Origin of the sequence: Tenacibaculum sp. FZY0031, from assembly GCF_036350695.1 — a bacterium.
Classification (GTDB): Bacteria; Bacteroidota; Bacteroidia; order Flavobacteriales; family Flavobacteriaceae; genus Polaribacter.
On sequence record NZ_JAZDVY010000004.1, the window covers coordinates 185131 to 212087 of the forward strand.

Here is a 26957-nt window from a genome sequence, read left to right on the forward strand (position 1 = left end):
GAGCCTGTTGAAATAAAATATTGATACCGATGTGTTTACAAAAAAAGTAGAAAAACTATTGTTTCTATGAACTTTGGAGGTAAAGCTACAAAACTTTAACAAGATGTTAAAAATCAATTTTAAGAATCGCAGTATCTTTGTTTCTCCTTAAAAATGAAATAGATGTCTCGTTGGTTAGTTACAGTTATTATAATATCCGCAATAATTATTGTGTTTGAAGCGTATGCTTTTCAAGCAATCAAAACACTTACAAGAAGTAAACTTATTCGTTATGGATGGTTGTTGATTGGGTTGTTAGCTTACATACACTTTTTTTATGTAATTTTTGGTTACGATAGGAGTTCAGGGCAAACAAGAGAATTTCAATGGGCAATGGGTATGCTTTTACTTGTTTTGGTTCCTAAAGTGGTAATTTTCTTATTGATGTTTGGAGAAGATGTAGTTAGGTGGTCTCAAAAAGGAATCTCGTTTTTGTTCAAAGAAGAAACCAAAGACTTGGTTGGTAGAAGAGCTTTTATATCAAAACTAGCCTTAGGGTTGGCAGCACTACCATTTGCAAGTATGCTATACGGTATTTTTAAAGGAAAATACAATTACAAAGTACTAAAATATCAGTTAAGCTTTAAAGATTTGCCTGAGGCTTTTGACGGACTTACCATATCTCACATTACCGATATTCACTCAGGGAGTTTTGATAATAAAGAAAAAATAAAATATGGAGTAGACTTAATCAATCAGCAACAATCTGATATGATTTTATTTACAGGAGATATTGTGAATAATTTTGCTTATGAAATGGACGATTGGATGTCTGTGTTTTCTGAATTGAAAGCTCCTATGGGAAAATATTCTATTTTAGGGAATCATGATTATGGTGATTATTCTGATTGGAAAACACCAGAAGATAAAAAAGCAAATTTTCAGGCGGTAAAAGAGATTCATCCTAAAATAGGATTTGATTTATTGTTAAATGAGCATAGATATATTGAAAAAGATGGGCAAAGAATAGCATTGATAGGAGTAGAGAATTGGGGAAAGGGTTTTAACAAAGCAGGCGATTTGCAAGTAGCTTCTAAAGAAGTGCAACAAGACGATTTTAAAATTTTGCTATCGCACGATCCAAGCCATTGGGAATATAAAGTAAAACAAGATGACTTTAATTATCATTTAACCTTAAGTGGACATACGCATGGTTTACAGTTTGGTATTGAAATTCCTGGTTGGATTAAATGGAGTCCGTCAAAATATGTCTATAAGCAATGGGCAGGATTGTATAAAGAGTACGATAGGTATATTAATGTAAATAGAGGTTTTGGATATCATGCCTTTCCTGGTAGGGTAGGAATTTGGCCAGAAATTACGGTAATTGAGTTAAAAAAAGCCTGATTTTCAGTATTTTTAAGAATTTGATACTAATTACCTAACAAAAAATTAGTAATTTTAGACTCTTTAGTGATTAAACGTATGCAAAAGATGACAAAGTTTGGTGAAATTATAAGCATTAACAAACCTGTGTTAATCGATTTTTATGCAGATTGGAGTGAGTTAGAACCTAGTTTAGACACACTTCGTGATGTAGCTGCTGCATTAGGTGATAAAGCCAAAGTAATTAAAATAGATATTAAAAAGAATGAAATTCTTGCCGATGCCTTACGAGTTAAGGGGAATCCTACTTTTATGATTTATAAAAACGGTGAGATGAAATGGCGTCAAACAGGAGAGCAAGACGCAAATACCCTAATAGGATTGGTTCAGCAGTTTGTTTAAGTGATTGCTTTAAAGTCATACCCTCTTTGCGAAAATTCTTTTAAAACTTTTGGAAGCGCATAATACAAGTTGTCGCTAGCTTTTATACTGTCGTGAAAAACGATGATACTCCCATTCTCAACGTTTTTAAGTACGTTTTGTAAACATGTTTCCTTCGTGATAGTCGGATCAAAATCTGCTGATAATACATCCCACATAATAATTTTATAACCATTAGTAAGAAGTTGCTTGGCTTGTCTTCTCTTTATTTTTCCGTACGGAGGACGAAATAATTTTGTTCTTTGATTAGGTAATAAGCTTTCACATTTACTCGTGTTTTCAATATAAGCCGTATTACTGTTTTCCCAGCCGTTTAAGTGATTAAAAGTATGGTTTCCTACCGAATGTCCTTCGTTAACTATTCTTGAAAAAACAGCAGGGTGTTTTCGAACATTATCACCAATACAAAAAAAGGTGGCTTTTGCATTGAATTTATTCAATTGATTAAGTACAAATTCAGTAACCTCAGGAATAGGGCCATCATCAAAAGTGAGGTATATTTCTTTCTTATTGGTAAAAAAAGACCACGTATACTTAGCAAAAAGTTGTTTAAGTATACGTGGTGTCTTTATAAAATATAACCTCATTAAATTAAGGTTTAATAGTGTCGAGTTCTTGAGGTAGTTCAGGTTCGTCTTCTGGCATTAAATGACTAAATAGACGAGCATGTGTTATATAACCTTCGAAAAACTTTTTACCGTAGTCTTCATCTTTGTCATATCTAGTGATTTGCTGAACTAAGTTTTGATACATATACAGAGTTGTTTCTAAATTATCGACGATTAAATCAATGTCCTGAGTATTAAATGTGCTATAATACTTTAACTTCTGTTGGAAAATATCAGCCAAAGTTTCAGCCGTTTCACGAGCTTTTTCAATATCACCTATACGATAATATAACTCTGGATAACCTAAAGAGAAGTTGTAGTGATCAAAATCTTTGATAGGCATTTTGTGTAGTGATAAATCTAACACGTCTTTTGCATTTACTGAATCTCCTTTTTGTAAGAATTCTTCTGATAAACGAATTAAGTTATTACGTAATGAAATTGCGTTACGCTTACTTTGCTCATCTAGGTAAATTTCTCCGTTATTGATTGTTTTCCAATCCCATTTTTTAACATTGTCATACATTTTTTCAGGATCTATACGTCCCATGTCAAAAATTGTTCGCCCTTTATTAGAGGTTTTAATAGGCACCAATTTGTACGCCATTCCATCTAATTGTAAGTAATCTTTTAACCAAATGTATTCTTCATCTGCATTGGCACCACCAGTAAAGTAAATAGGTCGCTTCCAATCGAAATTATTTAAGATATCTAGCATTAGAAGTCTTGCTTTTGACAAAGCTCTATTATCTACTGTAATATCAATGTAATCTACTATTTTATCAGCATCTTTTTGTGCTACTAACCCAGTTTTTAACGCATTTTCTTTGTTAACAGGAATGCGAATTTTGTTAGTTGGATAGAATTTTTCTTTAGCACCATCTCCTGCATCTAAATACGTAGCATCATTATCACTAGCTATCCAACGCATAAAATCTTTTATGGTAAGCAAAGAATCTTTTAACTGTGGAAGTGGGTAGTAGTATGCCATGTCCAAGGTTCCATACTTGTACTGATCGTGTGTTAACTGTGACGGAATTGGCTCAGCATCGTAGGTTTTCTTTTTCATTTGGTCGATGTACCAATCTGTTTGAAAAAGACTTGTGTTTACTATTTTAATATCTCTTCGAATACCCTCTACTTGCTGCATGTACCAAAGAGGGAACGTATCGTTATCTCCAATAGTAAAGATGATTGCATTTGGGTCACAACTCTCTAAATAGGTTTGTGCATTTAATTGTGCTAAATAACGATCAGCTCTGTCGTGATCATCCCAATTTTGGAAGCCCATTAAAGCAGGGACAGCTAGTAATGAAACCACTGAAACAGCGATAGCTACCACTTTTTTACTAGCATACTTTTTAAAGTAATCATAAAGGGCAAGCACTCCGAAACCAATCCAAATAGCAAACACATAAAACGAACCAACTACTGCGTAATCACGTTCACGAGGTTCAAAAGGCTTAGGGTTGGTGTAAAATATAATAGCTAACCCAGTAAACAAAAAGAACAGTGTTAACACATAAAAATTCTTTTTATCTCTATTGAGCTGATATAACAAACCAATAAGCCCTAAAATAAAAGGTAAAAAGAAGTAGGTGTTGCGTCCCTTGTTGTTTTTAACATCATCTGGTAGTTTTTGCTGTGAGCCTAAGCGGGCTTCATCAATAAAATCAATACCACTTAACCAGTTTCCGTTTTCAATGTCTAAATGTCCTTGAATATCGTTTTGGCGACCTACAAAGTTCCACATAAAATAGCGCCCGTACATGTAGCCGAATTGGAAGTCAACCATGAATTTGATGTTTTCTAAAAACGTTGGACGTCTTTTACTTCGAGCAGGAATTCCAGCAATGCTTTTGTATTGTTGCTCAGAAGCAGGATTTACCATACGAGGAATAAATCCTTTGTGTTTGCTTGAGTAATTAGGAAGTACGTTTTTGTATTTGTTAACAATAACATACTTGCCATCTATTTTTTCGTACTTAGGTTTGTCGTCTTTATAAGGATTGTCGGCATCTTGTTCTCTATCATAAGCTACAGAATAGTAATTATCATAAAAGACATTAGAATCACCATATTGTTCACGGTTATAATATGCTAATAATTCGCGGGCACTTGATGGGTTATTTTCATTAATAATGGTATCAGCATTCGCACGAATTGGTAACATTAACCAAGAGGAGAATCCAACCATGATAAATAATACAGATAGTATCAAGGTATTTGCAGTCACCAAGCTTTTCTTACGTGTATATTTTAATCCGTAAAAGAATAAAACGATTAAAATAATTCCAGCAATAATGGTTCCTGAGTTATAAGGTAATCCCACTTGGTTGATAAAAAATAGTTCAGCAACACTAAAGAATTTTAAAGTAAAAGGGAATAAAAACTTAAACACAAATGCTAAGACGAGTATTGCAACTAGGGTAGCAATTGCCGTTGTTTTGATGTTGATGTCTTTATACGTTTTAAAGAAATATACCAAAACGATAGAAGGAATTACTAATAAAGATAGTATGTGAACCCCAAAAGATAACCCAACTACAAAACTGATTAATACCAACCATTTATTTCCTCTAGGAGTATTTAATTCACTTTCCCAACGTAATCCTAACCAAAATAGTAGCGCCATTAAGAAAGAAGACATGGCATATACCTCTCCTTCTACAGCACTAAACCAAAAACTATCAGAAAAAGTATAGGCCAAAGCACCTACTAATCCGCTTCCTAATACAGCAATAGCTTCATTATTTCCCAGTTTTCCGTTTTTTATAGCCATTCTTCTAGCCAAATTCGTAATTGTCCAAAACATGAAGAGGATGGTAAAAGCACTTGCCAATCCAGACATAAAATTGACCATTTTTGCCAACTGACTAGGATCACTAGTAAACATAGCGAAAAAAGCACCTAACATTTGAAACAAAGGAGCACCAGGAGGGTGTCCAACTTCTAAATTTACAGCAGTTGCGATGTATTCTCCACAATCCCATGAACTCACAGTAGGTTCTAGGGTTAAGGTATAAGTGATCAACGCTACCGCAAACGAAACCCATCCTAAAATGATGTTCCACTTTTTATAGTTAAACTCAGTCATAGTTTTTTATCTAGATATAAAGTACGAATGTATTAATTACTAATGATTTTTTCGTTGAAAACAAAAATATAATTTTAACAGTTTCTCTAAAATAAGCTCTCATATAAAGTTCTGTTAAATGAAATTTTTGAGGTAGAAAAAGAAGTAAACGAAAAAAAGCACAAAAAATTTGCTGAAATAAAACTTTGTTTTATATTTGCACCCGCAATAAGCAATTGGCCTATGGTGTAATGGTAACACACCGGTTTTTGGTACCGATATTCAAGGTTCGAGTCCTTGTAGGCCAACAAAATCCTTACGAACTTCGTGAGGATTTTTTTATAAAAAGTGTTTAATGATTTCTAAATATAAAACTTTGTTTTTATATTTGCACTGTAAACATTGGCCCATGGTGTAATGGTAACACACCGGTTTTTGGTACCGATATTCAAGGTTCGAGTCCTTGTGGGCCAACTAAAAAGTCTTAACTGAATAAGTTAAGGCTTTTTTTTTGTGAACAGTTAATCAAATTTATAATGAGTATAATTGGGGTTGTTATTAATAAATTGAGGATTGCTATATGGTAAGTATTGAAAAGGTAAAAAAATACTCAATTGAAGAACTTATAGAGTATATATATAATAATAAAATAAGTAAAGATACATTTATCAATGCTTATGATAAAAGTTCTTTAACTATAAAAGAAGCAGAAAGTCTGCTTTATAATATTGATGTTTCTTACAAAAGAATTAATAAATCTTTAGAACTTGAGTTGAAGCTTTTTTATGTACTAGTTCCTTTTGGTATTATTAATGTATTTCTTCATTCTCATAATTCAGATATTAAAAGATTTGAAACATTTAAGTTTAAAAGAAAAATTAGGCAATATTACCTTTATTCTTCAGTAGGTAGTATTGCTTACATAATAGGTGGAATACTTATAGGAATATTCTCTTAACCAAAAAAGCAAATAAAATACCTCAATAAAAATTATTAAACACTAATATAATTTTTATGTAACAAAACTTTAGTCATTTCGTCTTCAATTAAAACACTCTTATTATGAAACGAATTGCAACCATCTTTTGCTGCCTTTTTGTGTTAAGTTCTTTTGCGCAAAAAGAAAACTTTAAAACATTTTACCAATCTAATAAAGATAGAGCAGAGGTATCTTTAAATATTCCTAGTTTTTTTGCTAACATGTTCATCTCTGATGAAGATACTGATGAGTTTGGGGTCTTCTTAAAGAAATCTAAAAACTATAAAATCATGGTGTTTAATAACAACATGGCTTCTGTACAAAAAGATTTTCAAAAGTTTGCACGAAGAAATAAATTGAAAACTTTAGTAAGAGTAAAAGACGGTAACGAAAGAGTTACGGTGTATTTTAGAGAAACAAAAGACCGTATTAAAGAAATTATTGTCAATGTTCATGATAAAAGTGACGAAATGGTATTGTTAGGAATTAAAACCAACCTTACGATGGATGAATTATCTGCTATGGTCGAAGCATCTACAAAAAATAAAAGCATAGCTTCAAATTAATAAAGCTTTCTATATTCCTTGAGCGTAGTCGAAGGGAAGTATATAAATTTATAACAAACTCCGATATTTTACAGTCGGAGTTTGTTAGTTTTTTAACCCACAAGTTCTTTTAAGTTTTCTACTACCTTTTTACTGTTTCCAATAAAAATTTGGTTGTCAACAATAAAAACGGGGCGTTTTAAAAAGGTATATTCATCTGAGATATATTGTTTGTAATCAACTTCCTTTAAATTCTGGTTCTTTAAATCCATTTCTCGATACAGTTTAGCACGCTTGTTGAATAAACTTTCGTAGCTATCTGTTAACTCACGCATTTCTTCTAATTGGGCAACGGTGATTGGGTTGGTTTTTATTTCTTGCTTTTCAAAACCGTCAATATTTACGTCTTTTAAAATTCTTCGACAAGTATCACAGGTTTGTAAAAAATACACTTTCTTCATCTGTTTACGTTTTATTGTATTAGCTATAATTTAGTTTTAACCATTAAATAACAAACACTCATTGCAGGTTTTCATGGCTAAATAGGTATCTTTGAAATAGCTAAAATAAGTAGAAAAATGAACAAACAGTTTGAAGTTTTAAAAAGATCAAGAGACTTAGTTTTAAAAAGAATCGAAGGTTTATCATTAGAACAATTGCATATAACTCCTGAAGGGTTTAACAATAACATTGCTTGGAATGTAGCACATTTAGTAGTTACACAGCAATTATTACATTACAAATTATCTGGATTGGATTGTTTAGCGCCTGATGAGTTAATTGAAGGATACAGAAAAGGAACCTTTCCTACCAAAGATTTTACTGAAGAAGAATTTGAAGAGGTAAAAGAACTATTAATTGGTTTGCCAGAAACCTTAGAAGAAGACTTTGAAGCAGGTATTTTTAAAGAGTATCAAGAATACGAAACAAGCACAGGTTTTGTAATAGATTCTTTTGAAAGTGCTGTAGCCTTTAATAATCTACATGAAGGAATGCACTTAGGAATTATCATGAACTTGAGTAAATTGGTTTAGAATTCTAATAATTTGATGTTGTTTTTGGAGTAAGCATCAACCAATGTTAACAGATGAAATTCAATACGAAAACCATACATGGAGGTCAACAACCTGAGGAAGCTACAGGTGCAGTAATGCCTCCTATTTTTCAAACGTCCACTTATGCACAATCGAGTCCGGGTGTGAACAAAGGATATGCGTATTCGCGTTCAGCGAATCCAACACGTACTGCTCTAGAAAACGCATTTGCCGCTTTAGAAAATGGAACACACGGATTTGCTTTTGCTTCTGGTTTATCGGCGATAGATTGTGTATTGAGAACGTTGAATCCAGGTGATGAGGTCATTGCAGGAGATGATATTTACGGAGGAACGTATCGAATGTTTACCAACATGTTTGAAAAATACGGATTGCAATTTCGGTATGTTGATATGAACGAAGTGGCGAACGTAACCAATGCTATTTCTGAAAACACCAAACTCATTTGGATTGAAACACCAACCAACCCGCTAATGAAAATTGCGGATGTAGAGGAAATTACCAAAGCGGTAAAAACAATAAAGAAAAATGTTGTAGTAGCGGTTGATAATACTTTTGCAACACCGTATTTACAGCGTCCGTTAGATTTAGGAGTTGATATCGTAATGCATTCAGCAACTAAGTATTTAGGAGGGCATTCCGATTTGGTAATGGGAGCTTTGATAACTAAAAATGCGGAGTTGGCTAAGCAATTACATTTTATTCAGTTTGCAGCAGGAGCTATTGCAGGACCTATGGATTCGTTTTTAGCACTGCGTGGAGTAAAAACCTTGCACTTACGTATGCAGTGTCACTGTGAAAATGGAAAAGCAGTAGCACAATATTTATCAGCACATCCAAAAGTAAGTGAAGTCTTTTATCCAGGATTAGAAAGTCACCCAAATCACGAAATCGCCAAAAAACAAATGGATGATTTTGGAGGCATGGTTTCTTTCCGTTTAAAAGATGAAAGTAAACAAGCAGCTTTGACTTTTTTAGAAAATACTAAAATTTTCACCTTGGCTGAATCGTTAGGTGGTGTAGAAAGCTTGGTAAGTCACCCAGTAACCATGACACACGCATCCATTCCTGAAGAAGAACGTTTGAAAATAGGAATTACCGACTCTTTAATTCGTTTGAGTGTTGGAGTAGAAGATATAGACGATTTATTGGCTGATTTAGAACAAGCGCTTTCAAAGTAGAAAGACTATTAAAAATAAAAACGAAAAATCCGAAGTATATAAGCTTCGGTTTTTTTATTCTATAAAACAAAATATACCGTTCAGTATATTTTTATATATTTGTATCTCAAACTTTTTTGAAAAATGTCTAAATCAGAAAGAACAAAGGCTTTTATCATAGAAACCGTAGCTCCTATTTTTAATAAGAATGGTTATGCAGCCATGAGTTTATCAAAAATAACAGAAGCGACTGGTTTAACCAAAGGAGCCATTTACGGACATTTTGAAAACAAAGAAGACTTAGCCATAGCATCATTTAAGTTTTCAGTAAGAAAAGTGCTAAAAGACCTTAATGAAACTGTTAATAGAGGGAAGACGCCTTTAAAGATGTTATTCAATGTGGCACTTTTTTATGAAGGTTATTATGAATATAATCAACAATTTGGCGGTTGCCCTATTTTAAATATTGGTGTAGATGCTAACAATCAAAACAAAGTAATAGCTCAATTGGTTCAATCGTACAATCACAGAATTTTAGAGCAGTTTTCTCAGCTAATTGAAAAAGCAAAAGAAACTGATGAAATTAAAAAATCAATAGATAGTATGTTGTACGCTAAACGCTTTTTTTACATGATTGAAGGAGGGGTGTATATGACACATATTATGAAAGATGACAGTTACTTAAAAGATGTATCTGCAGTATTACAGCAAATCATAAAACAAGAATTACAACAATAACTATTTTTTTAATCAGAAATATACCGATTGGTATATTTTAAATTTAATACCATGGAAATACCAAAAATTTTAGAAAGCAAAACAAAAATCAGATTCCAAGATTGCGACCCTTTCAATCATTTAAATAACGCATCCTATTTCAATTATCTTATCAATGCAAGAGAAGATCAATTAATAGCTAATTATAACTTAGATATTTACCAACACGGAAAAGAAAGAGGAAAAGGCTGGGTGGTAGGTTCACATCAAATAGCGTATTTAAAACCGGCAACCTTAATGGAAACCGTAACGATAGATTCTCAGCTAATCAATTATGGCGATAGAAATTTGTTAGTTGAAATACGTATGTGGAACGAGGATAAGACTGACTTAAAGGCGATACTTTGGAGCTCTTTTGTGTATTTTGATTTGATAAAATTAACTTCAGCAAAACACTCAGAAGATTTATTAGAATTATTTGAAAAAGCCGTGTTGCCAATCACACAAACAAGTTTTGAAGAAAGAACAAAAAGTTTTCGATTACAAAAAACGGTATAAAAAAAGACCTGCATTTTTGCAGGTCTTTTGTATTTATTGCTAAAGCTATTAATTATTTAGCAGCAGCATATCTTCTTTCTACTTCGTTCCAGTTGATTACTTTAAAGAAAGCTTCAATATAATCAGGACGACGGTTTTGGTAGTTTAAGTAATAAGCGTGTTCCCAAACGTCTAATCCTAAAATAGGAGTTCCACCACAAGTAACACCTGGCATTAATGGGTTGTCTTGGTTAGGAGTAGAGCAAACTTCTACTTTTCCTCCTTTGTGTACACATAACCAAGCCCATCCTGAACCAAACTGTGTAGCAGCTGCCTTAGAAAAAGCATCGATAAACGCTTCTTTTGAACCAAACTCAGCTTCGATAGCATCTTTTAATTCTCCAGATAAATATCCTCTATCTTCTGGGTTCATTACTGTCCAGAATAAAGAGTGGTTGTAAAAACCACCACCATTGTTACGAACACCAGCGTTGTTCATATCTAAGTTAGTTAAAATATCTTCGATAGATTTTCCTTCTAAATCAGTACCTTCAATAGCAGCATTTAATTTAGTGGTATATCCGTTGTGGTGCTTGCTATGGTGAATTTCCATAGTTCTAGCATCTATATGTGGTTCTAAAGCGTCGTAAGCGTATCCTAATTCTGGTAAGTTAAAAGCCATAATTATTTGTTTTTTAATAGATTAATTTTTTCGTTTTTCCGAATGTAAATTTAACCCAAAAAAATAAGGCAAACAACTGTTTGCCTTAGGGATAATTTATTTGAGTATAAATAATAACTATTATTTAATTTTTGACTTGATGAATAGTAGTAAGGTAATAACTCCTATTATTTTTGAAATAATAATAGCTAAATGCCAATAACTCATAACAAAATACGTGTCATGTATGTTAATAGCTAGGTTTTTATCTTTAAAAAAAGAACCTATTGCTAATATTAAACAGATTAATATTACAAGCCATTTTACCACGATTAATAGTTTGGTTTATCATCTGCAGAAAATTCAGTCATAAACTCTTCCGCTTTCTCAACCATTTGTATACTTCCACAATAAAAAGGAACACGTTGGTGTAGTTCGGTTGGTTTAATGTCTAAAATACGAGTAAACCCATCAGAAGCTTTGCCTCCTGCTTGCTCACAAATAAAAGCCATCGGATTACATTCGTATAACAAACGTAATTTTCCTTTTGGAGTTATAGCAGTAGCAGGATAAATATATACACCACCCTTAATCATATTTCTATGAAAATCTGAAACTAACGATCCAATATAACGTGCTGTGTATGGACGGTTATCTGCTTCGTTTAATTCTTTACAGTGAATTAAGAATCGTTTCATTCCTTCTTGAAAATGCGTAAAATATCCTTCACTTACCGAGTAAATTCTACCAATTTCAGGATAACTCATGTTAGGGTGCGATAAGTAAAAAGTACCAATAGCAGGATTTAAGGTAAATCCGTTTACGCCATTACCAGTAGTAAACACTAACATGGTTGAGGTACCATAAGCTACATAACCCGCGGCTACTTGTTCGCTACCTTTTTGTAAAAAGTCTTCCTTGGTAACAGGAGTTCCCACTGGAGAAATTCTTCTGTAAATAGAAAAAATAGTTCCTACAGAAACATTTACATCAATGTTAGATGACCCATCTAAAGGATCCATTAACAACACATATTTATTTTCGTTGGCTTTGTTTTGACCTTCAACAATTACAAAATCGTCTTCTTCTTCACTAGCAATACCACAAACAATCTCACGATTAATTAATGTTTGTTTAAATAAATCGTTTGCTAAAACATCTAGCTTTTGTTGTGCTTCCCCTTGTACATTAATATCACCAGCAGCTCCAGTAATATCAACCAATCCTGCTTTTCTAATTTCGTGGTTTACTACTTTAGCAGCTAAGCGGATAGAATTTATTAAGCGAGATAATTCACCAGAAGAATACTTAAAGTCTTTTTGTTTGCTGATGATGAACTCACCCAGCGTCATATGCTTGTTACTCATGTCAAATTTTTGTGTTGTGCGTACAAAGATGCCAACTTTTATTTAGTAATTTAAAATTTTCAACAAAAAAATATGATGTGTTTTAATTTTTCATTTGTTTTATCAGAAAGTTTTAAGAGAAGTATCTTTACCCAAAAAAGTAAGAAATGAGTTTTATTATCAGGTCAGGAGAGCAAAAAGATGCTCAAGCTATATTAGATTTAATTATTGAATTAGCTGTTTTTGAAAAGGAACCTAACGCGGTTAAAATTACGGTAGAAGACATTATTAAAGATGGGTTTTCTGAAGAACCGAAGTTTAAAACCTTTGTGGCTGAAGAAGGTAATAAGATTATAGGAATGGCGTTGTTTTATGAACGTTATTCTACATGGAAAGGAAAAGCAATTCATTTAGAAGATCTCATGGTAACACAATCTAAAAGAGGTATTGGAGCTGGAAAAGCACTGTATAGTGCTGTAATGAATTATGCGCATAAAAACAATTGCAAAAGAGTGGCATGGGAAGTATTAGATTGGAATACAGGAGCTGTTGATTTTTACAAAAATACAGGAGCAACCGTATATGATGAGTGGAGAGTATGCCATATGAATGAACAAAGTTTAGAACAGTTTTGTAATGAGAATATTTAAGTTTGGAGGAGCGTCGGTAAAAGATGCGAATGGAGTAAAAAATGTTGCAAAAGTATTGCAACATGAAGGAACAGAAAATACGTTGGTTGTAATTTCTGCCATGGGAAAAATGACCAATGCTTTTGAGCAAGTGGTTAATGATTATTTCTATAAAAAAGAAAGTCTTAAAGACTCTTTGAAATTTGTAGAAGACTTTCATCAAAATATGTTGAACGATTTGTTCAGTCCAAATCATGAAGTATATAATAAAGTAAATCATTTATTTGGTGAATTGAGTGGTTTCATGGCTCGAAACACTTCTAAAGATTATAACTATGTGTACGATCAAATGGTTGGTTTTGGAGAGTTACTATCTACCACTATAGTAAGCGCTTATTTGTCTGAAATAGGAGTAGAGAATCAATGGTTAGACGTAAGAGAGTACATAAAAACCGACGGAACTTATCGCGATGCTAAAATAGATTGGGAGCAAACACAACAGCAAATCCAAGAAAAGGTTGATATATTAAAACTAAATATTACCCAAGGGTTTTTAGGTGGGTTTGGTACAGAAACAACCACCTTAGGAAGAGAAGGCTCTGATTATACCGCAGGTATTTTTGCCTATTGTTTGGATGCTGATAGTGTTACTATTTGGAAAGATGTACAAGGTGTATTAAATGCAGATCCTAGAGTGTTTTCGGAAACTGCTTTGTTACAAGAAATTTCGTATACCGAAGCCATTGAAATGGCGTTTTACGGAGCCTCGGTAATTCACCCAAAAACAATTCAGCCTTTAGAACAAAAAAACATTCCGCTATACGTGCGTTCGTTTGAAGATGTTACTAAGACCGGAACATGTGTTGGAAGAGGAAAAAAAATAACACCTGAGGTTCCGTGTTTTATCGTAAAGAAAAATCAAATTCTAGTAGCGATTTCAGCAAAGGATTTTTCTTTCATGGTAGAAGACAATATTAGTGATGTTTTTAAGAAGCTTCATGATTATAATTTAAAAGTAAATCTAATTCAAAATTCGGCGATTAGTTTTTCTGTTTGTATAGAGGATAAGTACAATAAGTTTGAAGATTTTTACAACGATTTAAAAGGGGCTTATAACATAAGAGCATATAAAGAAACGACCTTGTATACAATTCGTCACTTCAATGACGAAGCAATAAAAACGATAAGAAAACGGGGAAAATCAATCATTCGTCAAATAAATACAGAAACTGCACAATTAGTGATTCAAGAAAACATGTAAAGCTTGCAAAAAATCGATTATATTTGCAGTTATGTCAATTGATAACTATGTATGGGATTAGTAACACCTAAAGAAGTTGCAAAAGCAATAGGAACCGATAAGTTCGGCGTTTTCGGAACGTTTTCAGGTTGGTTGCTGATGAAAGTTTTGCGAATTTCTACCGCCAATGAAATTTATAACAAGCATAAGCATAAGAAAGATTTACCTTTTTTAAATGGCTTGTTGGAGGAATTTCAGATTGAGTTTGAAATTCCAGAAGAAGATTTAAAGCGTATTCCTAAAGAAGGCCCTTTTATAACGATTTCTAACCATCCGCTTGGAGGGATAGATGGTATTTTATTATTAAAGCTTTTATTAGAGCACAGAACTGATTACAAAATTATAGCAAATTTTTTACTGCATAGAATAGCGCCATTAAAGCCCTATGTAATGCCGGTAAATCCTTTTGAGAACCATAAGGATGCTAAATCGAGTGTAGCAGGAATTAAAAATGCCTTATTACATTTAAAAGAAGGAAAACCGTTAGGGCTTTTTCCAGCAGGAGAAGTGTCTACGTATCGAGATGGAAAATTAATGGTAGATAAAGAATGGGAACAAGGAGCTGTACGCTTGATAAAAAAAGCAAAAGTACCTGTAATTCCTATCTATTTTCATGCTAAAAATAGTCCGCTATTTTACACGTTGTCTAAAATTAGTGATACATTAAGAACAGCAAAACTTCCGTCAGAGTTACTATCTCAGAAAAACAGAGTTATCAAAGTAAGAATAGGTAAGCCTATATCAGTTAAAGATCAAGATTCATTTACTGAGATTCCTGATTTTTATCAGTTTTTACGTAGAAAAACCTATATGTTGGCCAACCCTTACGAGAAAGCATCTCAAAAAATATTGTCAACACAAAAACTTAAGATTCCTAAAAAGGCAAAAAATATTACCTCTCAAAAGTCACCTGATTTATTTGTAAAAGAAGTAGATGTTCTGAGAGAGAAAGGAAGTAGGTTGTTAGAGAGCAAAAACTATGAGGTGTTTTTTGCAAGCGCAAGAGAAATACCAAATATTTTACATGAAGTAGGACGCTTACGTGAAATAACGTTTAGGGAAGTTGGTGAAGGAACAAATAAGCCTATTGATTTAGATAAGTTTGATAAGTATTACCACCATTTGTTTTTATGGGATAACGAACAAAAAAAGTTGGTTGGAGCGTACAGAATGGGCTTAGGAAAAGATATTTATAAAAAACACGGTGTTAATGGTTTTTACATTCATACTTTGTTTAGAATAGAGCCTGAATTGTACCCAATGATGGAAAAAACCATTGAAATGGGACGTGCTTTTATTATTAAAGAATACCAACAAAAACCAATGCCACTATTTTTATTGTGGAAAGGAATTGTACATGTTACATTACGTTATCCTGAACATAAATATTTAATGGGAGGGGTAAGTATAAGTAATCAGTTTTCTGAATTCTCAAAATCCTTGATGATTGAGTTTATGAAATCTCACTATTACGATCCGTATGTAGCACAATATATTCACCCTAAGAAAGAATTCAAGGTGAAATTAAAAGATGCTGATAAAGATTTTGTATTTGATGCTACTGAGGCTGATATGCAAAAGTTCGATAAAATTATAGACGAATTGGAACCAGGAGAGTTACGTATTCCGGTATTGATTAAAAAATACGTAAAACAAAATGCACGTTTAGTTGCATTTAATGTAGATCCGAAGTTTAATAACGCAATTGATGGGTTAATGTATATTAAGGTAGCTGATATACCAGAAAGTACCGTAAAGCCTGTTATGGAAGAATTTCAAGCAGAGTTAGAACGTCGAGCGGCAGAGAACTTAAATAAGTAAAGGAACTAAGTTAAAACATGGCATAAAAAAAGCATCGTACTTTATAGTACGATGCTTTTTTATTTATAGTTTAGAAGGCTATTTGAATAGCCTAAATATATCGTTTCCGTTGGCAAATAGTAGTAATGCTATTAATAAGATAAACCCTGTAATTTGAGCATACTCTAAAAACTTATCACCAGGTTTTTTACCCGTAATCATTTCCCATAAGGTAAATACTACGTGACCACCGTCTAAGGCAGGAATTGGTAGTAAATTCATAAACCCTAACATGATTGATAAGAAAGCAGTAATGTTCCAGAAAGTTTCCCAGCTAAATTCAGAAGGAAATATACTTCCAATAGAAATAAACCCGCCTAAACCTTTGTAAGCACCTGTACTAGGATTTAAAATCTTTTTCATTTGCTTAATATAATTAGTTAAGGTTGTCCACGCTTTTTGAGTACCAGCAGGTATAGCTTCTCCAAAAGAATAGGTTCTTTCAGCTAAGTTATAGTAACCTAGCTTTTCTAAATCTACCAAAGAAACAGCACCAAGAGCAACTCCTAAATTTCCATAATTAGAAACCTTTGCAGGAACACTTAAGTTCTCTTTACCTCTTCTTATAGATAATGTAACTTCTTGTCCTTTTAAGCTATGTAAAATAGGTTTAGCTTGATCAAAATAAGTTATATTTTGTCCATTAACAGCAGTTATGATATCCTTTGGTAAAATATTGCTATCAGCATTTAATGAATCTTTTTGTACACCAGCAATAACAAATGGATATCTTGGAGTTATAAAAGCACCAGCATCCTTACCTCTATCTACTAACTTCGAGATAAAATCTGTTGGAATTTCTTTTTCAAGAACAGTTCCGTTTCTTTCAACAGTGTAAGTAGTACCATTGATAAACTCAAGAGGAAGCTCTCTAAACTTTTCTATTTTTTGTCCGTCAATTGTTAAGATTTTATCTCCCGTTTCTAAACCTAAATCTTTTCCTAATTCGTCTTGCACCCAAACTCCATCTTTTAAACTTTCATTTGGTAAGTATTTTTCACCATAAGCCCACATTAAAGAGATATAAATTAAAATACCTAGTACAAAGTTTACAATAACTCCACCTAACATAATAATTAAACGTTGCCATGCAGGTTTAGAACGAAATTCCCATGGCTGTGCAGGTTTTTGCATTTGCTCAGTATCCATACTTTCGTCAATCATTCCAGCAATCTTAACATAGCCTCCTAATGGAATCCAGCCAATACCATAAACTGTTTCTCCAACTTTCTTTTTAAATAAAGAGAATTTATAATCGAAAAAGAGGTAGAATTTTTCGACTCGGGTTTTGAATAATTTTGCAGGAATAAAATGTCCTAATTCGTGTAAAACAATTAAGAGCGATAAGCTTAAAATAAATTGTGATGCTTTTATTAAAATTTCCATAAATGGTGTTCGTCTAAATTTAAAATCTGACAAATGTACGTTTTTCAGCACAGTTCTAAAAGTTTGTGTTACAGATGGGCATTTGTTTTAACAAAGTTTTTAGGGGAGTGGTTTATAAACCCTGTTTTAAGTCGTATTTTTGTAGAAAATTTTAGTACTGTGGACATTAAATTCTTTAAAAAATCAAAAAGCACCTTAATTTTTATTTTAGTTTTTTGTGCTATTGGCATACCTGTTTTTTACCATTTAGTAAAAGTTGACAATAAATTACCGATTTACAATCCTGCTGATATCAACCCTAAATTGGTGGACGTTTCTGTAAGGAATAGAACAAAAAACCATAAAGTAGGCGATTTTAAGCTAATTAATCAAAATGGTGATACCATCACAAATGCGAATTATAAAGGGAAAATTTACATAGCAGATTTCTTTTTTACCCGCTGCCAAACTATTTGTATTGCCATGGCGTATAATATGGGTGAGTTGCAAGAGCATTATAAAAATGATGATGATATTATGTTTTTATCACATTCCGTAACTCCAATAATGGATAGCGTACCACAATTACGAAAGTATGCTACTGAAAAAGGAGTGATTGATGGAAAATGGAATGTAACTACTGGTGAAAAGAAGCATATATACAACTTAGCGCGTAAGCATTATTTTGCGGTGTTGGATGAAGGTGATGGAGGAGAGAATGATTGGGTGCATACTGAAAACTTTGTATTGATAGACAAAGAAGGGCGTATTAGAGGTTCGTATGATGGAACCAAAAAAGAAAATATGCAGAAAATTATAGATGATATTGCACTACTTAAAGAAGAGTATAAAAAGTAATTTTTCAAAGAAGCCTGTGCAAAAGGGATTTCTGATTACAAAAAGAAAGACCCAGATGTTTTTATAAAAACATCTGGGTCTTTGTGGGTAACACAATTTGATGGAGTTTTATTTCTTATTTCCGTCCTCATCAAAATTCTTATTTATTTCTTGTTCAGTTTTAACAACAGATACGGCTAGTGACAATAACATAATTGCCATAGGTTGCCATGTTAACTCTTTCGATATATAAGCCAATACCAAAGCAGCAACTAACGAAATAGCTGAATACTTCATAAACTCTTTGGTGAAAAAAGCGTTGGCAAATTGCCAAATAGTATCATTCTTCATAGTTTTATTCGTGCGATACCCATAAATAGCATTGATTTTTTTAGGCGGGAAAAAATGAAAAATAATACTGAATAAAAAAAGCAATCCGTTTATAGAAAGCACGTAATAAAAAGGGTTCATGGTTTAGTGTTTAATAGAATTTACAATTCCTTTTAGTAAGGTGTTTACATCTGCATTTTTGGTAAGTCCCGTACGAACAACTACCAAATCTTGACTAGGCAAAATAAATACATTTTGACCTTTATATCCATTAAAAGAAAACATATTTTTTGGAGCGTCAGGATATCTACCACCAGCATTTAACCAAATTTGAGCACCATACCAACCATCTGAAGTAGGAGTAGGAGTTGTAGCATAACGTACCCAATCTTTATCAAATAAATGCTCTCCGTTCCATTCACCATTGTGTAGGTATAGTAATCCAAGTTTAGCCCAGTCTCTTGCTGTTGCCCAAGCATAGGAAGAGCCTACAAAATGATTGCTCATATCTGTTTCAACAAGCATTGAATTCATGCCTATTTTATCAATCAAAGCACTGTACCAAAAATCAAGGTACTCTTGGTGTGTATCGAATGTTGTTCGTAAAATACCCGATAATAAGTTAGAAGTTCCAGAAGAATAATTCCAAGTTTCGTTTGGTTTGCCTACTAATGGCTTGTTTACTTGAACTTTGGTCATGTCTTTTTCTAAAAACAACATTTTAGTAGCGTCAGAAATAGTATTGTAATCTTCATTCCATTCCAAACCAGAATTCATTTGTAATAAATTATGAATTGTAATGTTTTTACGGTCGTCATTTTCCCATTCAGAAAATAAATTGTCTTCTTGAAGATTAATTTTTCCTCGACATTTTAAAATTCCAAACAACGTACCTGTAATACTTTTGGTCATAGACCAACCTAACTGTTTCGATTCTTTGGTAAAACCAGCATCGTATTTTTCAAAAATAATCTTGCCTTTATATACAACTACTACCGAGCGTGTTTGATTTCTATCATTAAAAATGGTATCAATGGTTTCGTTCAGTTTTGTATAATCAATGTTAGCAAAAATAGTGTCTTTATGATCTGCATTTCCGTAAGGAAAAGGAGTAACGTTGTCAGGTTCTGAACGTTTTGGAGTAAGTTGAGGTTTGGTAATGTCGAAATCATCAGTAACCAAAACAGCACCAAGACCATCTCTGTAAATAGCTTTTCTTTTGAGTAATCCGTATACTGAACCAGTGGCCGATTTTTCTGCTGTATTAATTTTATCAAAAGTAATATTTATAGGAGAAAAATTATTGTCATTAGCATCTGTAAAGGCTAAACTTCTTCCTGCGAGAAATACAGACGAAGCAGTGTTTTTTGCAGAATATCCTGCTAGTATATTTAACTTAGGATAATTGTAAAAAACAGCAATTGCCAAGGCAATCAGAATGAGTAAAAGAATTCTTTTTAAGTTTTTCATGTGACGGATTTCTAGCAAATGTAAGAATTTAATTGTTTGATGTTTGTATTTGAAATGCAAGCCCTACCTTTGTGCTAAATTTGATATTTTATATGTTTAGTATAGATAAAATTCGCGCTGATTTTCCTATTTTAAAAAGGGAAGTACATGGGAAAAAATTAGTGTATTTAGATAACGGAGCAACCTCACAAACGCCTCAGGTAGTAATTGACGCTATTGTAGATTATTACTCTAATTATAATGCAAATATTCATAGAGGTGTACATACATTAAGTCAGGAAGCTACCGATAAGTATGAGGAAGCCAGAATTAAGATTCAAAAACATTTCAATGCGAAGCATTCGTATGAAATTATTTTAACCTCAGGAACAACGCATGGAGTTAATATTGTAGCATCTGGTTTTGCCTCAATTTTACAAGAAGGAGATGAAGTAATTGTTTCGGCTTTAGAGCATCATTCTAATATTGTGCCTTGGCAAATGTTATGTGAAAAAACAGGAGCTATTCTAAAAGTAATTCCGATGGATGAAGAGGGTTCTTTACGCATGGATTTATACCATGAATTACTAACTCCAAAAACTAAACTAGTTTTCTGTAATCATGTATCAAATGCACTAGGAACAATTAACCCCATAAAAGAAATTATTCATGCTGCACACAAATTTGCTGCTTATGTGTTGATTGATGGTGCACAAGCAGTACCGCACATAAAACCAGATGTACAAGCATTAGATGCCGATTTTTATGTGGCTTCAGCTCATAAAATGTGTGGGCCAACAGGTGTTGGGGTGTTATATGGGAAAGAAGAACTATTGCAATTATTACCACCATACCAAGGAGGTGGAGAAATGATTGAAACAGTTACTTTTGAAAAGACAACGTATGCAGGGTTACCTCACAAATTTGAAGCAGGTACACCTAATATTTGTGGAGGAATAGCTTTTGGAGTTGCTGTAGATTATATGAATTCAGTTGGTTTTTCTAACATAGAGAAGCAAGAAAACGAACTGTTATCGTACGCAACGCAAGAGCTAGAAAAAATAGATGGATTAAAAATCTATGGAACATCAAATAAAACATCAGTTATATCCTTTAATCTCGAAGGAATTCACCCGTATGATGTTGGAGCTATTTTAGATAAACTAGGAGTAGCAGTTCGTACAGGTCACCATTGTGCACAGCCTATTATGGATTTTTTCGGTATTCCAGGAACAGTACGCGCTTCTTTTTCTTTTTACAATACCAAAGAAGAAGTTAATGTATTGGTAAATGCTGTTAAGAAAGCACAGATGATGTTAAGTTAAAAGAAACTTAATTTAGATAAGAATAAAAAAAAGCCTCCAATTTTGGAGGCTTTTTTTATGTTATTATAATTTTTATAAGAGCCTTTCTTAATCTCTTGACATAAATATCTGTAGTACATACCAGAACAACAACATTAAAGAAGCAAATAAGCCTAATGCTGCTGGAATGTAATCATCTGTAGAGAATTTGTGAACTAAGTTAGATGTTTGATATAAAATAGAACCAGCAGCTAATACACACATTCCAACTGAAAACCATAACCCTAAATTGAATCCGAATAAAGCTCCTGCGATAATTAATCCAATAGCGATAAAAAATCCAACAGATAATCCGGCTCTTATAAAAGAAAAATCTTTTTTGGTAATAAAAACGATTGATGAAATTCCAACAAACAACGACAGCGTAACAATTCCCGCTTGTTTTATAACTTCAAAGTTGTTAGTGTATGCTATAGCTATATAAATTAGCGGAATAAAAATAAAGGCTTCAGCAAAAATATATCCTGAATATGCTAAGTATTGTAAGTTTTTATCAGAGGTTTTTAAAGCAGTACTTTCAGCGTAGTTAGTAATTAACATAAAACCACCTAATAACAATAACCATTTATACCCCTGTGTCATTGATAAAGCAAATTCAACAATAGTAGCGCTTTGTAAAAATAAATATTCAAACAGTACAAATAATAATACCCCACCCGCCACATGTGCATAGGTTTTTTTGTAAAAAGCAATTTTGTCAGCTTCTGAGACTTGTGCAACAAGCACTTTTGAGTTAAATGAGTTTTCCATAATTAATTTTTTATTAAAACGTAAAGATATGCTTTTTAGATTATTTAAAAACAAGAGGTTTGTGTTGTTAAAAATGAAGTTTTGTGACTTTAAAATTATCGTATTGATGATTTAATTTGTTTAAAATTGACGTTTTTTTATTGTTTTTGTTAAATTTTAACATTTAGATATTGTTAAAAAATAGGGGTTCGCAAGTGATAAAACCTAAGAAATTAACTTTTTTTTAACTTTTTTTTAGCATTAAAAAAAAATTATATATTGCACATCGTTAAAAAACCCTTCAAATAATTATCAAAGTAATAGGTATTTAACAATTTAATTAATGAAGCCTTTTTTATTTTGAGTTTTTTAACAAATTTATTGCCTTCGGCAGTTTTTCAATAACTAATTTTTTAATTATTCACAACATGAAAAGAATTTTTTTAACACTAGCTGTAGCAGCCTCAGTTCTAGTAGGGTGTCAGGAGAACGCAAAAGAGGAAGCGTTACCAACCCAAGAAGCGATTGACATGAGCGATTTCTATGTAGAAACTGAAGAAGTTTCTCACAAAGGAGGATCTGAGCAATGTCACTCAATGAGAGTTTTAAACAGACAAGTAAAGGAGAACCCAGGATTATACAAGAAAATGTATAATATTGAGTATGCTACAAGAAAATTAACAACTGCAAAAGGTAAACCAGGAGGTGGAGACACAGGTGGTGGAGATGTAGATGTATTACCAATCGAAGACGGTTTAGGAACAATAAATATTCCTGTATACGTACACGTTGTTTTACCAAATGCAAATAGTGTTTCTGATAATCAAATTCAAGCACAAATGAATGTGTTAAATGACGATTTCAGTAATCCAAATACAAATCAACTTCCTTCAGGAGCTTCAGATTTTATCAATGATGCAACTGATACAGGAATCCAATTTACATTAGCAGGTACTTTCAGACACAATGACTCTAAGTCTTCTTGGGGAACTAACGATGCTGTTAAAGCTGCTTACCCTCCAATTACTCCTTCAACTCACTTAAATATTTGGGTGTGTGAAATAGGAGGAGGTATCTTAGGATATGCTCAATTCCCAGGAGGTTCTTCATCTACAGATGGTGTAGTATTATTAGCTGGAAGTTTACCAGGTGGTTCTTCTGCTCCATATAACATGGGTAGAACTGCAACTCACGAGGTTGGTCACTACTTAAACTTACGTCACATTTGGGGAGACGGAAGATGTCGTCAAGACGATTTCGTAGCGGATACTCCATCTTCTGATGCGTCAAACTACGGATGTCCAACTTATCCAGATGTTAGCTGTAAGTCTGCTGATATGACTATGAACTACATGGATTATACAAACGATGCTTGTATGTATATGTTTACAGATGGTCAACGTAACAGAATGAGAGCTTTATTTGCTTCAGGAGGAGCTAGAGCTTCTATGTTAAACTAGAAACCAATAGTCTTTTTTAAGACGTTCTCAATAATTATTACAATTATTACAAAGCCAAGAGATCCAAATCTCTTGGCTTTTTTAGTTGTAAAAAATAAAATCTTCTCAAAAGGATGTTGAGTTGTTTATTTGGTGTTTTTCCTGTTTCTATTGGTTGTTGTTATTTGTAAATTGGCTAACTATGAGATGAAAATGTTAACGCTGACTTTAAGAATGCCCCATTTTTATAGGATTTGTAATTATGACAGGGTCATTAACTAATGCTTAGAGTGAAACGAATACTAAGCAAGAAATGGCTCAAGAATTAGCTGTTGAGATTATTGTCTTATATAAATTATACAAATGATGTTTGTAGAAGGATAACACAACAGCATAAGAGCAATCATTCAATCAGAAAAAGTAAGAGTTGTGATGTTAAATTAGAAAACCAAAGTCTTTTTTCGAGATATTCTCAATAATTATTTTAATTATTATTAAGCCAAGAGATGCACATCTCTTGGTTTTTTTTACTTTTATGGAGATAAATAATAACTCATTGTCTTGAAGAAAATTAAATTTCCAACTCCACATACCATTTTATTATTAATAGCAGGGTTCGTAGCTATTTTAACATGGTTAGTGCCAGCAGGTAAATTTGATACATTACAGTATCAGAAAAACAGTAATTCATTTACCTATTTGCATTTAGAAGATGAAAAAACGTTGCCTGGAAATCAAGAAACACTTGAAGGTTTAGGAATCAACATTCCGTTAGAGAAATTTACAAATGGCGACATAGCAAAACCAATTAGTGTACCAGGAACATATACCCAGTTAGCCCCAAAACCACAAGGTTTTTTAGACTTTTTTAAATCCCCCATAAAAGGAATTATTCAATCATCTGATATAATTTTATTTGTTCTAATTTTAGGAGGAGTTATAGGAATAATGAATTTTACGGGTGCCTTTGATGCAGGAATAGCTTGGTTAGCAAAAACACTAAAAGGAAAAGAGTATTGGCTCATATTTGTAGTAACAACCTTAATAGCCATAGGAGGAACAACTTTTGGATTGGCAGAAGAAACTATTGCCTTTTATCCAATATTAATTCCCATATTTTTAGCAGCGAAGTATGATGCCATTGTAGCATTAGCCTGTGTGTATATTGGATCATCTATAGGTACAATGTGTTCAACAGTAAATCCGTTTAGTGTTATAATAGCTTCAGATGCAGCTGGAATTAATTGGACAACTGGTTTTACTGGGAGATTGTTAATGCTCATTGGAGGTGTTGCTATTTGTGTTATTTACATTTTACGTTATGCAAACAAAGTTCAAAAAGATCCAACAAAATCTATTATTTACGATCAAAAAGAGATGATTGAAAATCTTTTTGGCAGCTCAACATCAAATACACATACCTTAACAGGTAGGTTACGAATTATACTAACCATTTTTACGATGTGCTTTATAATTATGATTTATGGAGTTTCTCGCTTAGGTTGGTGGTTTGAAGAAATGACGGTAGTGTTTTTAATAGGGGCTATTTTAATTGGTTTTTTAGCTAGAATGAAAGAAGAAAGCTTTGTTAATATGTTTATTAAAGGAGCCGGTGATTTGCTAGGAGTCGCTTTTATTATTGGTATTGCTCGTGGAGTTTCCGTATTAATGGAACAAGGGCTAATAAGCGATACTATTTTACAACACGCAAGTGAGATGACTTCAGGAATGTCTAAAGGTATTTTTGCAAACGTAATGTTATTTATTTATTCAGGATTGTCGTTTTTTATTCCAAGTTCATCAGGTATGGCTGTTTTAACTATGCCTATTATGTCGCCATTGGCAGATACCGTTGGAGTAGGTAGAGAGGTAATTGTAAACACATATCAATACGGTATGGGCTTATTTGCTTTTATCAACCCAACAGGCTTAATTTTAGCATCCTTAGCCATTGTAAAGGTTGGTTATGATAAATGGTTGAAGTTTGTAATTCCGTTAGTAATTATCTTAACAGTTTTTACAATGCTGGTTGTAACCGCTCAAGTATATTTGTAAATAATGAAACAAATTCATGTACTGTTTTTTTTACCTCTTTTCTTTGGATGTAATCCAGAAATAAAACCGACGAATATGCAAAAGAAGATTGTAATTGCTCATCGTGGAGCCTCAGGATATTTACCAGAACATACTATGGAAGCCAAAGCGATGGCGCATGCTATGAGTCCTGATTATATAGAACAAGATTTGGTATTGAGTAACGACAATGTTCCTGTAGTTATTCATGATATTTATTTGGATGATGTTACAGATGTAGCTGAAAAATTTCCAGAAAGAAAGCGAGAAGATGAACGGTTTTACGTGATAGATTTTACTTTTAAAGAACTACAAGAGTTAAATGTTACAGAACGTTTTAATCCGAAAACAGGGAAGCAGGTGTATCCAAATCGATTCCCGAAGGGAAAAGGCAATTTTAAACTACATTCCTTGCAAGAAGAAATAGAGTTAATTCAAGGATTGAATGCTTCCTCAGGAAAAAATATCGGGATTTATCCTGAAATTAAAAATCCAGCATTCCATCACCAAAACGGAAAAGACATTGCCAAAATCACGTTAAACATTCTTTCAGAATACGGGTATAAAACCAAGAAAGATAAATGCATGTTTCAATGCTTTGATGCAAAAGAATTGGAGAGAGTTCGAAAAGAATTACAGTCAGATTTGTTTTTAGTGCAATTAATTGAATTCCCAGAGGAAACTAAACAACTGAAACATTTTGCAACTTATGCTGACGGGTTAGGGCCTTGGTATAAACAACTTTTAGATGAGAAAGAAGGAGCTCAATGGCAGTTTACAACATTGGTTGAAGCAGCTCATAAACTAGGGTTACAAGTGCATCCGTACACTTTTAGAGCTGATCAATTAGATGAATTTTCATCTTTTGAAGAAATGCTGCAAGTATTACTTTTTGAAGCTAATGCAGATGGTGGTTTTACCGACTTCCCTGATAAAATGGTTACTTTTTTAACCAGATAAATAGGCCTATATACTTCAGGCAGTTTACCAAAATGAGAGAACTATATTTTTTAAAATTTTTAAAGATGTAGCTTATGTTGTCATGGTAACAACCACATTACTTGAATTCTGTTAACAAGAGTTTTTTGGAGA

At 32.9% G+C, this 26957-nt stretch carries 25 protein-coding genes and 2 tRNA genes; 18 read left to right on the top strand and 9 right to left on the bottom strand.

From position 1 onward, the window contains the following. Positions 1–162: 162 nt before the first annotated feature. Together V1T75_RS07020 and V1T75_RS07025 are read left to right on the top strand one after the other, a co-directional pair. Positions 163–1386 carry a metallophosphoesterase gene (locus tag V1T75_RS07020; RefSeq protein WP_330487841.1) on the top strand — a complete coding sequence of 408 codons (1224 nt, stop codon included), beginning with the start codon at positions 163–165 and terminating at the stop codon, positions 1384–1386. A gap of 87 nt (positions 1387–1473) precedes the next feature. Further along, the gene (locus tag V1T75_RS07025; protein WP_099215056.1) at positions 1474–1767 is read left to right on the top strand and encodes a thioredoxin family protein; all 294 of its coding nucleotides are present in this window, start codon (positions 1474–1476) and stop codon (positions 1765–1767) included. Here V1T75_RS07025 and V1T75_RS07030 read toward each other — a convergent pair. After that, on the bottom strand, positions 1764–2393 hold the full coding sequence (locus V1T75_RS07030; protein WP_330487842.1) for a polysaccharide deacetylase family protein: 630 nt from the start codon (positions 2391–2393) through the stop codon (positions 1764–1766). The two genes, V1T75_RS07025 and V1T75_RS07030, sit on opposite strands and share 4 nt — an antisense overlap. Positions 2394–2397: 4 nt before the next feature. Next, positions 2398–5511, bottom strand: a complete 3114-nt coding sequence (locus V1T75_RS07035) for a DUF2723 domain-containing protein (RefSeq protein ID WP_330487843.1) — start codon at positions 5509–5511, stop codon at positions 2398–2400. Positions 5512–5727: 216 nt separating this feature from the next. Here V1T75_RS07035 and V1T75_RS07040 point away from each other — a divergent pair. From V1T75_RS07040 to V1T75_RS07055, 4 genes are all read left to right on the top strand, one after another. After that, a tRNA-Gln gene (locus V1T75_RS07040) sits at positions 5728–5798 on the top strand. 95 nt (positions 5799–5893) lie between these two features. Then, a tRNA-Gln gene (locus V1T75_RS07045) sits at positions 5894–5964 on the top strand. A 106-nt stretch (positions 5965–6070) separates the two neighbouring features. Further along, positions 6071–6448 carry a hypothetical protein gene (locus tag V1T75_RS07050; protein WP_330487844.1) on the top strand — a complete coding sequence of 126 codons (378 nt, stop codon included), beginning with the start codon at positions 6071–6073 and terminating at the stop codon, positions 6446–6448. A 104-nt stretch (positions 6449–6552) separates the two neighbouring features. Then, positions 6553–7035, top strand: a complete 483-nt coding sequence (locus tag V1T75_RS07055; protein ID WP_330487845.1) for a DUF4252 domain-containing protein — start codon at positions 6553–6555, stop codon at positions 7033–7035. Between the two features lie 92 nt (positions 7036–7127). Here V1T75_RS07055 and V1T75_RS07060 read toward each other — a convergent pair whose 3' ends face one another. Then, positions 7128–7475 (bottom strand): arsenate reductase family protein, encoded by a 348-nt coding sequence (locus V1T75_RS07060; protein WP_330487846.1) that lies wholly within the window; start codon positions 7473–7475, stop codon positions 7128–7130. A gap of 117 nt (positions 7476–7592) precedes the next feature. On the opposite strand from V1T75_RS07060, the gene V1T75_RS07065 reads away from it, so the two are divergent. From V1T75_RS07065 to V1T75_RS07080, 4 genes are all read left to right on the top strand, one after another. Further along, positions 7593–8048, top strand: a complete 456-nt coding sequence (locus tag V1T75_RS07065) for a DinB family protein (RefSeq protein ID WP_330487847.1) — start codon at positions 7593–7595, stop codon at positions 8046–8048. A gap of 53 nt (positions 8049–8101) precedes the next feature. Further along, positions 8102–9250 (top strand): cystathionine gamma-synthase, encoded by a 1149-nt coding sequence (locus V1T75_RS07070; protein WP_330487848.1) that lies wholly within the window; start codon positions 8102–8104, stop codon positions 9248–9250. Between the two features lie 123 nt (positions 9251–9373). Continuing rightward, positions 9374–9967 (top strand): TetR/AcrR family transcriptional regulator, encoded by a 594-nt coding sequence (locus V1T75_RS07075; RefSeq protein ID WP_330487849.1) that lies wholly within the window; start codon positions 9374–9376, stop codon positions 9965–9967. A gap of 51 nt (positions 9968–10018) precedes the next feature. Continuing rightward, a complete protein-coding gene (locus tag V1T75_RS07080) occupies positions 10019–10504 on the top strand; it encodes an acyl-CoA thioesterase (RefSeq protein ID WP_330487850.1) in 486 nt (161 codons plus the stop codon). A gap of 52 nt (positions 10505–10556) precedes the next feature. Here V1T75_RS07080 and V1T75_RS07085 read toward each other — a convergent pair whose 3' ends face one another. After that, entirely contained in the window at positions 10557–11165 is a 609-nt protein-coding gene (locus V1T75_RS07085; RefSeq protein ID WP_047788194.1) for a superoxide dismutase, read from the bottom strand. Positions 11166–11476: 311 nt separating this feature from the next. Beyond that, positions 11477–12511 carry a class 1 fructose-bisphosphatase gene (fbp, locus tag V1T75_RS07090; protein ID WP_121146567.1) on the bottom strand — a complete coding sequence of 345 codons (1035 nt, stop codon included), beginning with the start codon at positions 12509–12511 and terminating at the stop codon, positions 11477–11479. 146 nt (positions 12512–12657) lie between these two features. Between fbp and V1T75_RS07095 the strand changes: the two genes are divergently transcribed. Genes V1T75_RS07095 through V1T75_RS07105 form a run of 3 tightly spaced genes read left to right on the top strand, consistent with a single transcriptional unit; the run spans position 12658 to position 16240 of the window. Next, on the top strand, positions 12658–13140 hold the full coding sequence (locus V1T75_RS07095) for a GNAT family N-acetyltransferase (RefSeq protein ID WP_330487851.1): 483 nt from the start codon (positions 12658–12660) through the stop codon (positions 13138–13140). Next, positions 13127–14380: an aspartate kinase gene (locus V1T75_RS07100; protein WP_330487852.1), complete on the top strand. Its 1254-nt coding sequence runs from the start codon at positions 13127–13129 to the stop codon at positions 14378–14380. The genes V1T75_RS07095 and V1T75_RS07100 overlap by 14 nt, the downstream gene beginning before the upstream one ends. Positions 14381–14431: 51 nt before the next feature. Further along, on the top strand, positions 14432–16240 hold the full coding sequence (locus tag V1T75_RS07105; RefSeq protein WP_330487853.1) for a lysophospholipid acyltransferase family protein: 1809 nt from the start codon (positions 14432–14434) through the stop codon (positions 16238–16240). A gap of 78 nt (positions 16241–16318) precedes the next feature. Here V1T75_RS07105 and rseP read toward each other — a convergent pair whose 3' ends face one another. Then, positions 16319–17665 (bottom strand): RIP metalloprotease RseP, encoded by a 1347-nt coding sequence (gene rseP / locus V1T75_RS07110; RefSeq protein ID WP_330487854.1) that lies wholly within the window; start codon positions 17663–17665, stop codon positions 16319–16321. A gap of 159 nt (positions 17666–17824) precedes the next feature. Here rseP and V1T75_RS07115 point away from each other — a divergent pair, with 159 nt between their 5' ends. After that, complete coding sequence (locus V1T75_RS07115) at positions 17825–18502, top strand: SCO family protein (protein ID WP_330488008.1); 678 nt, start codon at positions 17825–17827, stop codon at positions 18500–18502. A 108-nt stretch (positions 18503–18610) separates the two neighbouring features. Here V1T75_RS07115 and V1T75_RS07120 read toward each other — a convergent pair whose 3' ends face one another. Beyond that, a complete protein-coding gene (locus tag V1T75_RS07120; protein WP_330487855.1) occupies positions 18611–18952 on the bottom strand; it encodes an SdpI family protein in 342 nt (113 codons plus the stop codon). A gap of 3 nt (positions 18953–18955) precedes the next feature. Further along, positions 18956–20281 carry a serine hydrolase domain-containing protein gene (locus V1T75_RS07125; RefSeq protein WP_330487856.1) on the bottom strand — a complete coding sequence of 442 codons (1326 nt, stop codon included), beginning with the start codon at positions 20279–20281 and terminating at the stop codon, positions 18956–18958. Between the two features lie 92 nt (positions 20282–20373). Here V1T75_RS07125 and V1T75_RS07130 point away from each other — a divergent pair, with 92 nt between their 5' ends. Next, positions 20374–21585 carry an aminotransferase class V-fold PLP-dependent enzyme gene (locus tag V1T75_RS07130; protein ID WP_330487857.1) on the top strand — a complete coding sequence of 404 codons (1212 nt, stop codon included), beginning with the start codon at positions 20374–20376 and terminating at the stop codon, positions 21583–21585. A gap of 87 nt (positions 21586–21672) precedes the next feature. Here the strand turns inward: V1T75_RS07130 and V1T75_RS07135 are convergent, their stop codons facing one another. After that, positions 21673–22374, bottom strand: a complete 702-nt coding sequence (locus V1T75_RS07135; protein WP_330487858.1) for a Bax inhibitor-1/YccA family protein — start codon at positions 22372–22374, stop codon at positions 21673–21675. A 407-nt stretch (positions 22375–22781) separates the two neighbouring features. Between V1T75_RS07135 and V1T75_RS07140 the strand changes: the two genes are divergently transcribed. The 3 genes from V1T75_RS07140 to glpQ all read left to right on the top strand — a co-directional run bounded on the left by V1T75_RS07140 (position 22782) and on the right by glpQ (position 26825). Further along, positions 22782–23813 carry a zinc metalloprotease gene (locus V1T75_RS07140; protein ID WP_330487859.1) on the top strand — a complete coding sequence of 344 codons (1032 nt, stop codon included), beginning with the start codon at positions 22782–22784 and terminating at the stop codon, positions 23811–23813. A 540-nt stretch (positions 23814–24353) separates the two neighbouring features. Next, positions 24354–25847 (top strand): YfcC family protein, encoded by a 1494-nt coding sequence (locus tag V1T75_RS07145; RefSeq protein WP_330487860.1) that lies wholly within the window; start codon positions 24354–24356, stop codon positions 25845–25847. Between the two features lie 3 nt (positions 25848–25850). Then, positions 25851–26825: a glycerophosphodiester phosphodiesterase gene (gene glpQ / locus V1T75_RS07150; RefSeq protein WP_330487861.1), complete on the top strand. Its 975-nt coding sequence runs from the start codon at positions 25851–25853 to the stop codon at positions 26823–26825. Positions 26826–26957: the final 132 nt, after the last annotated feature.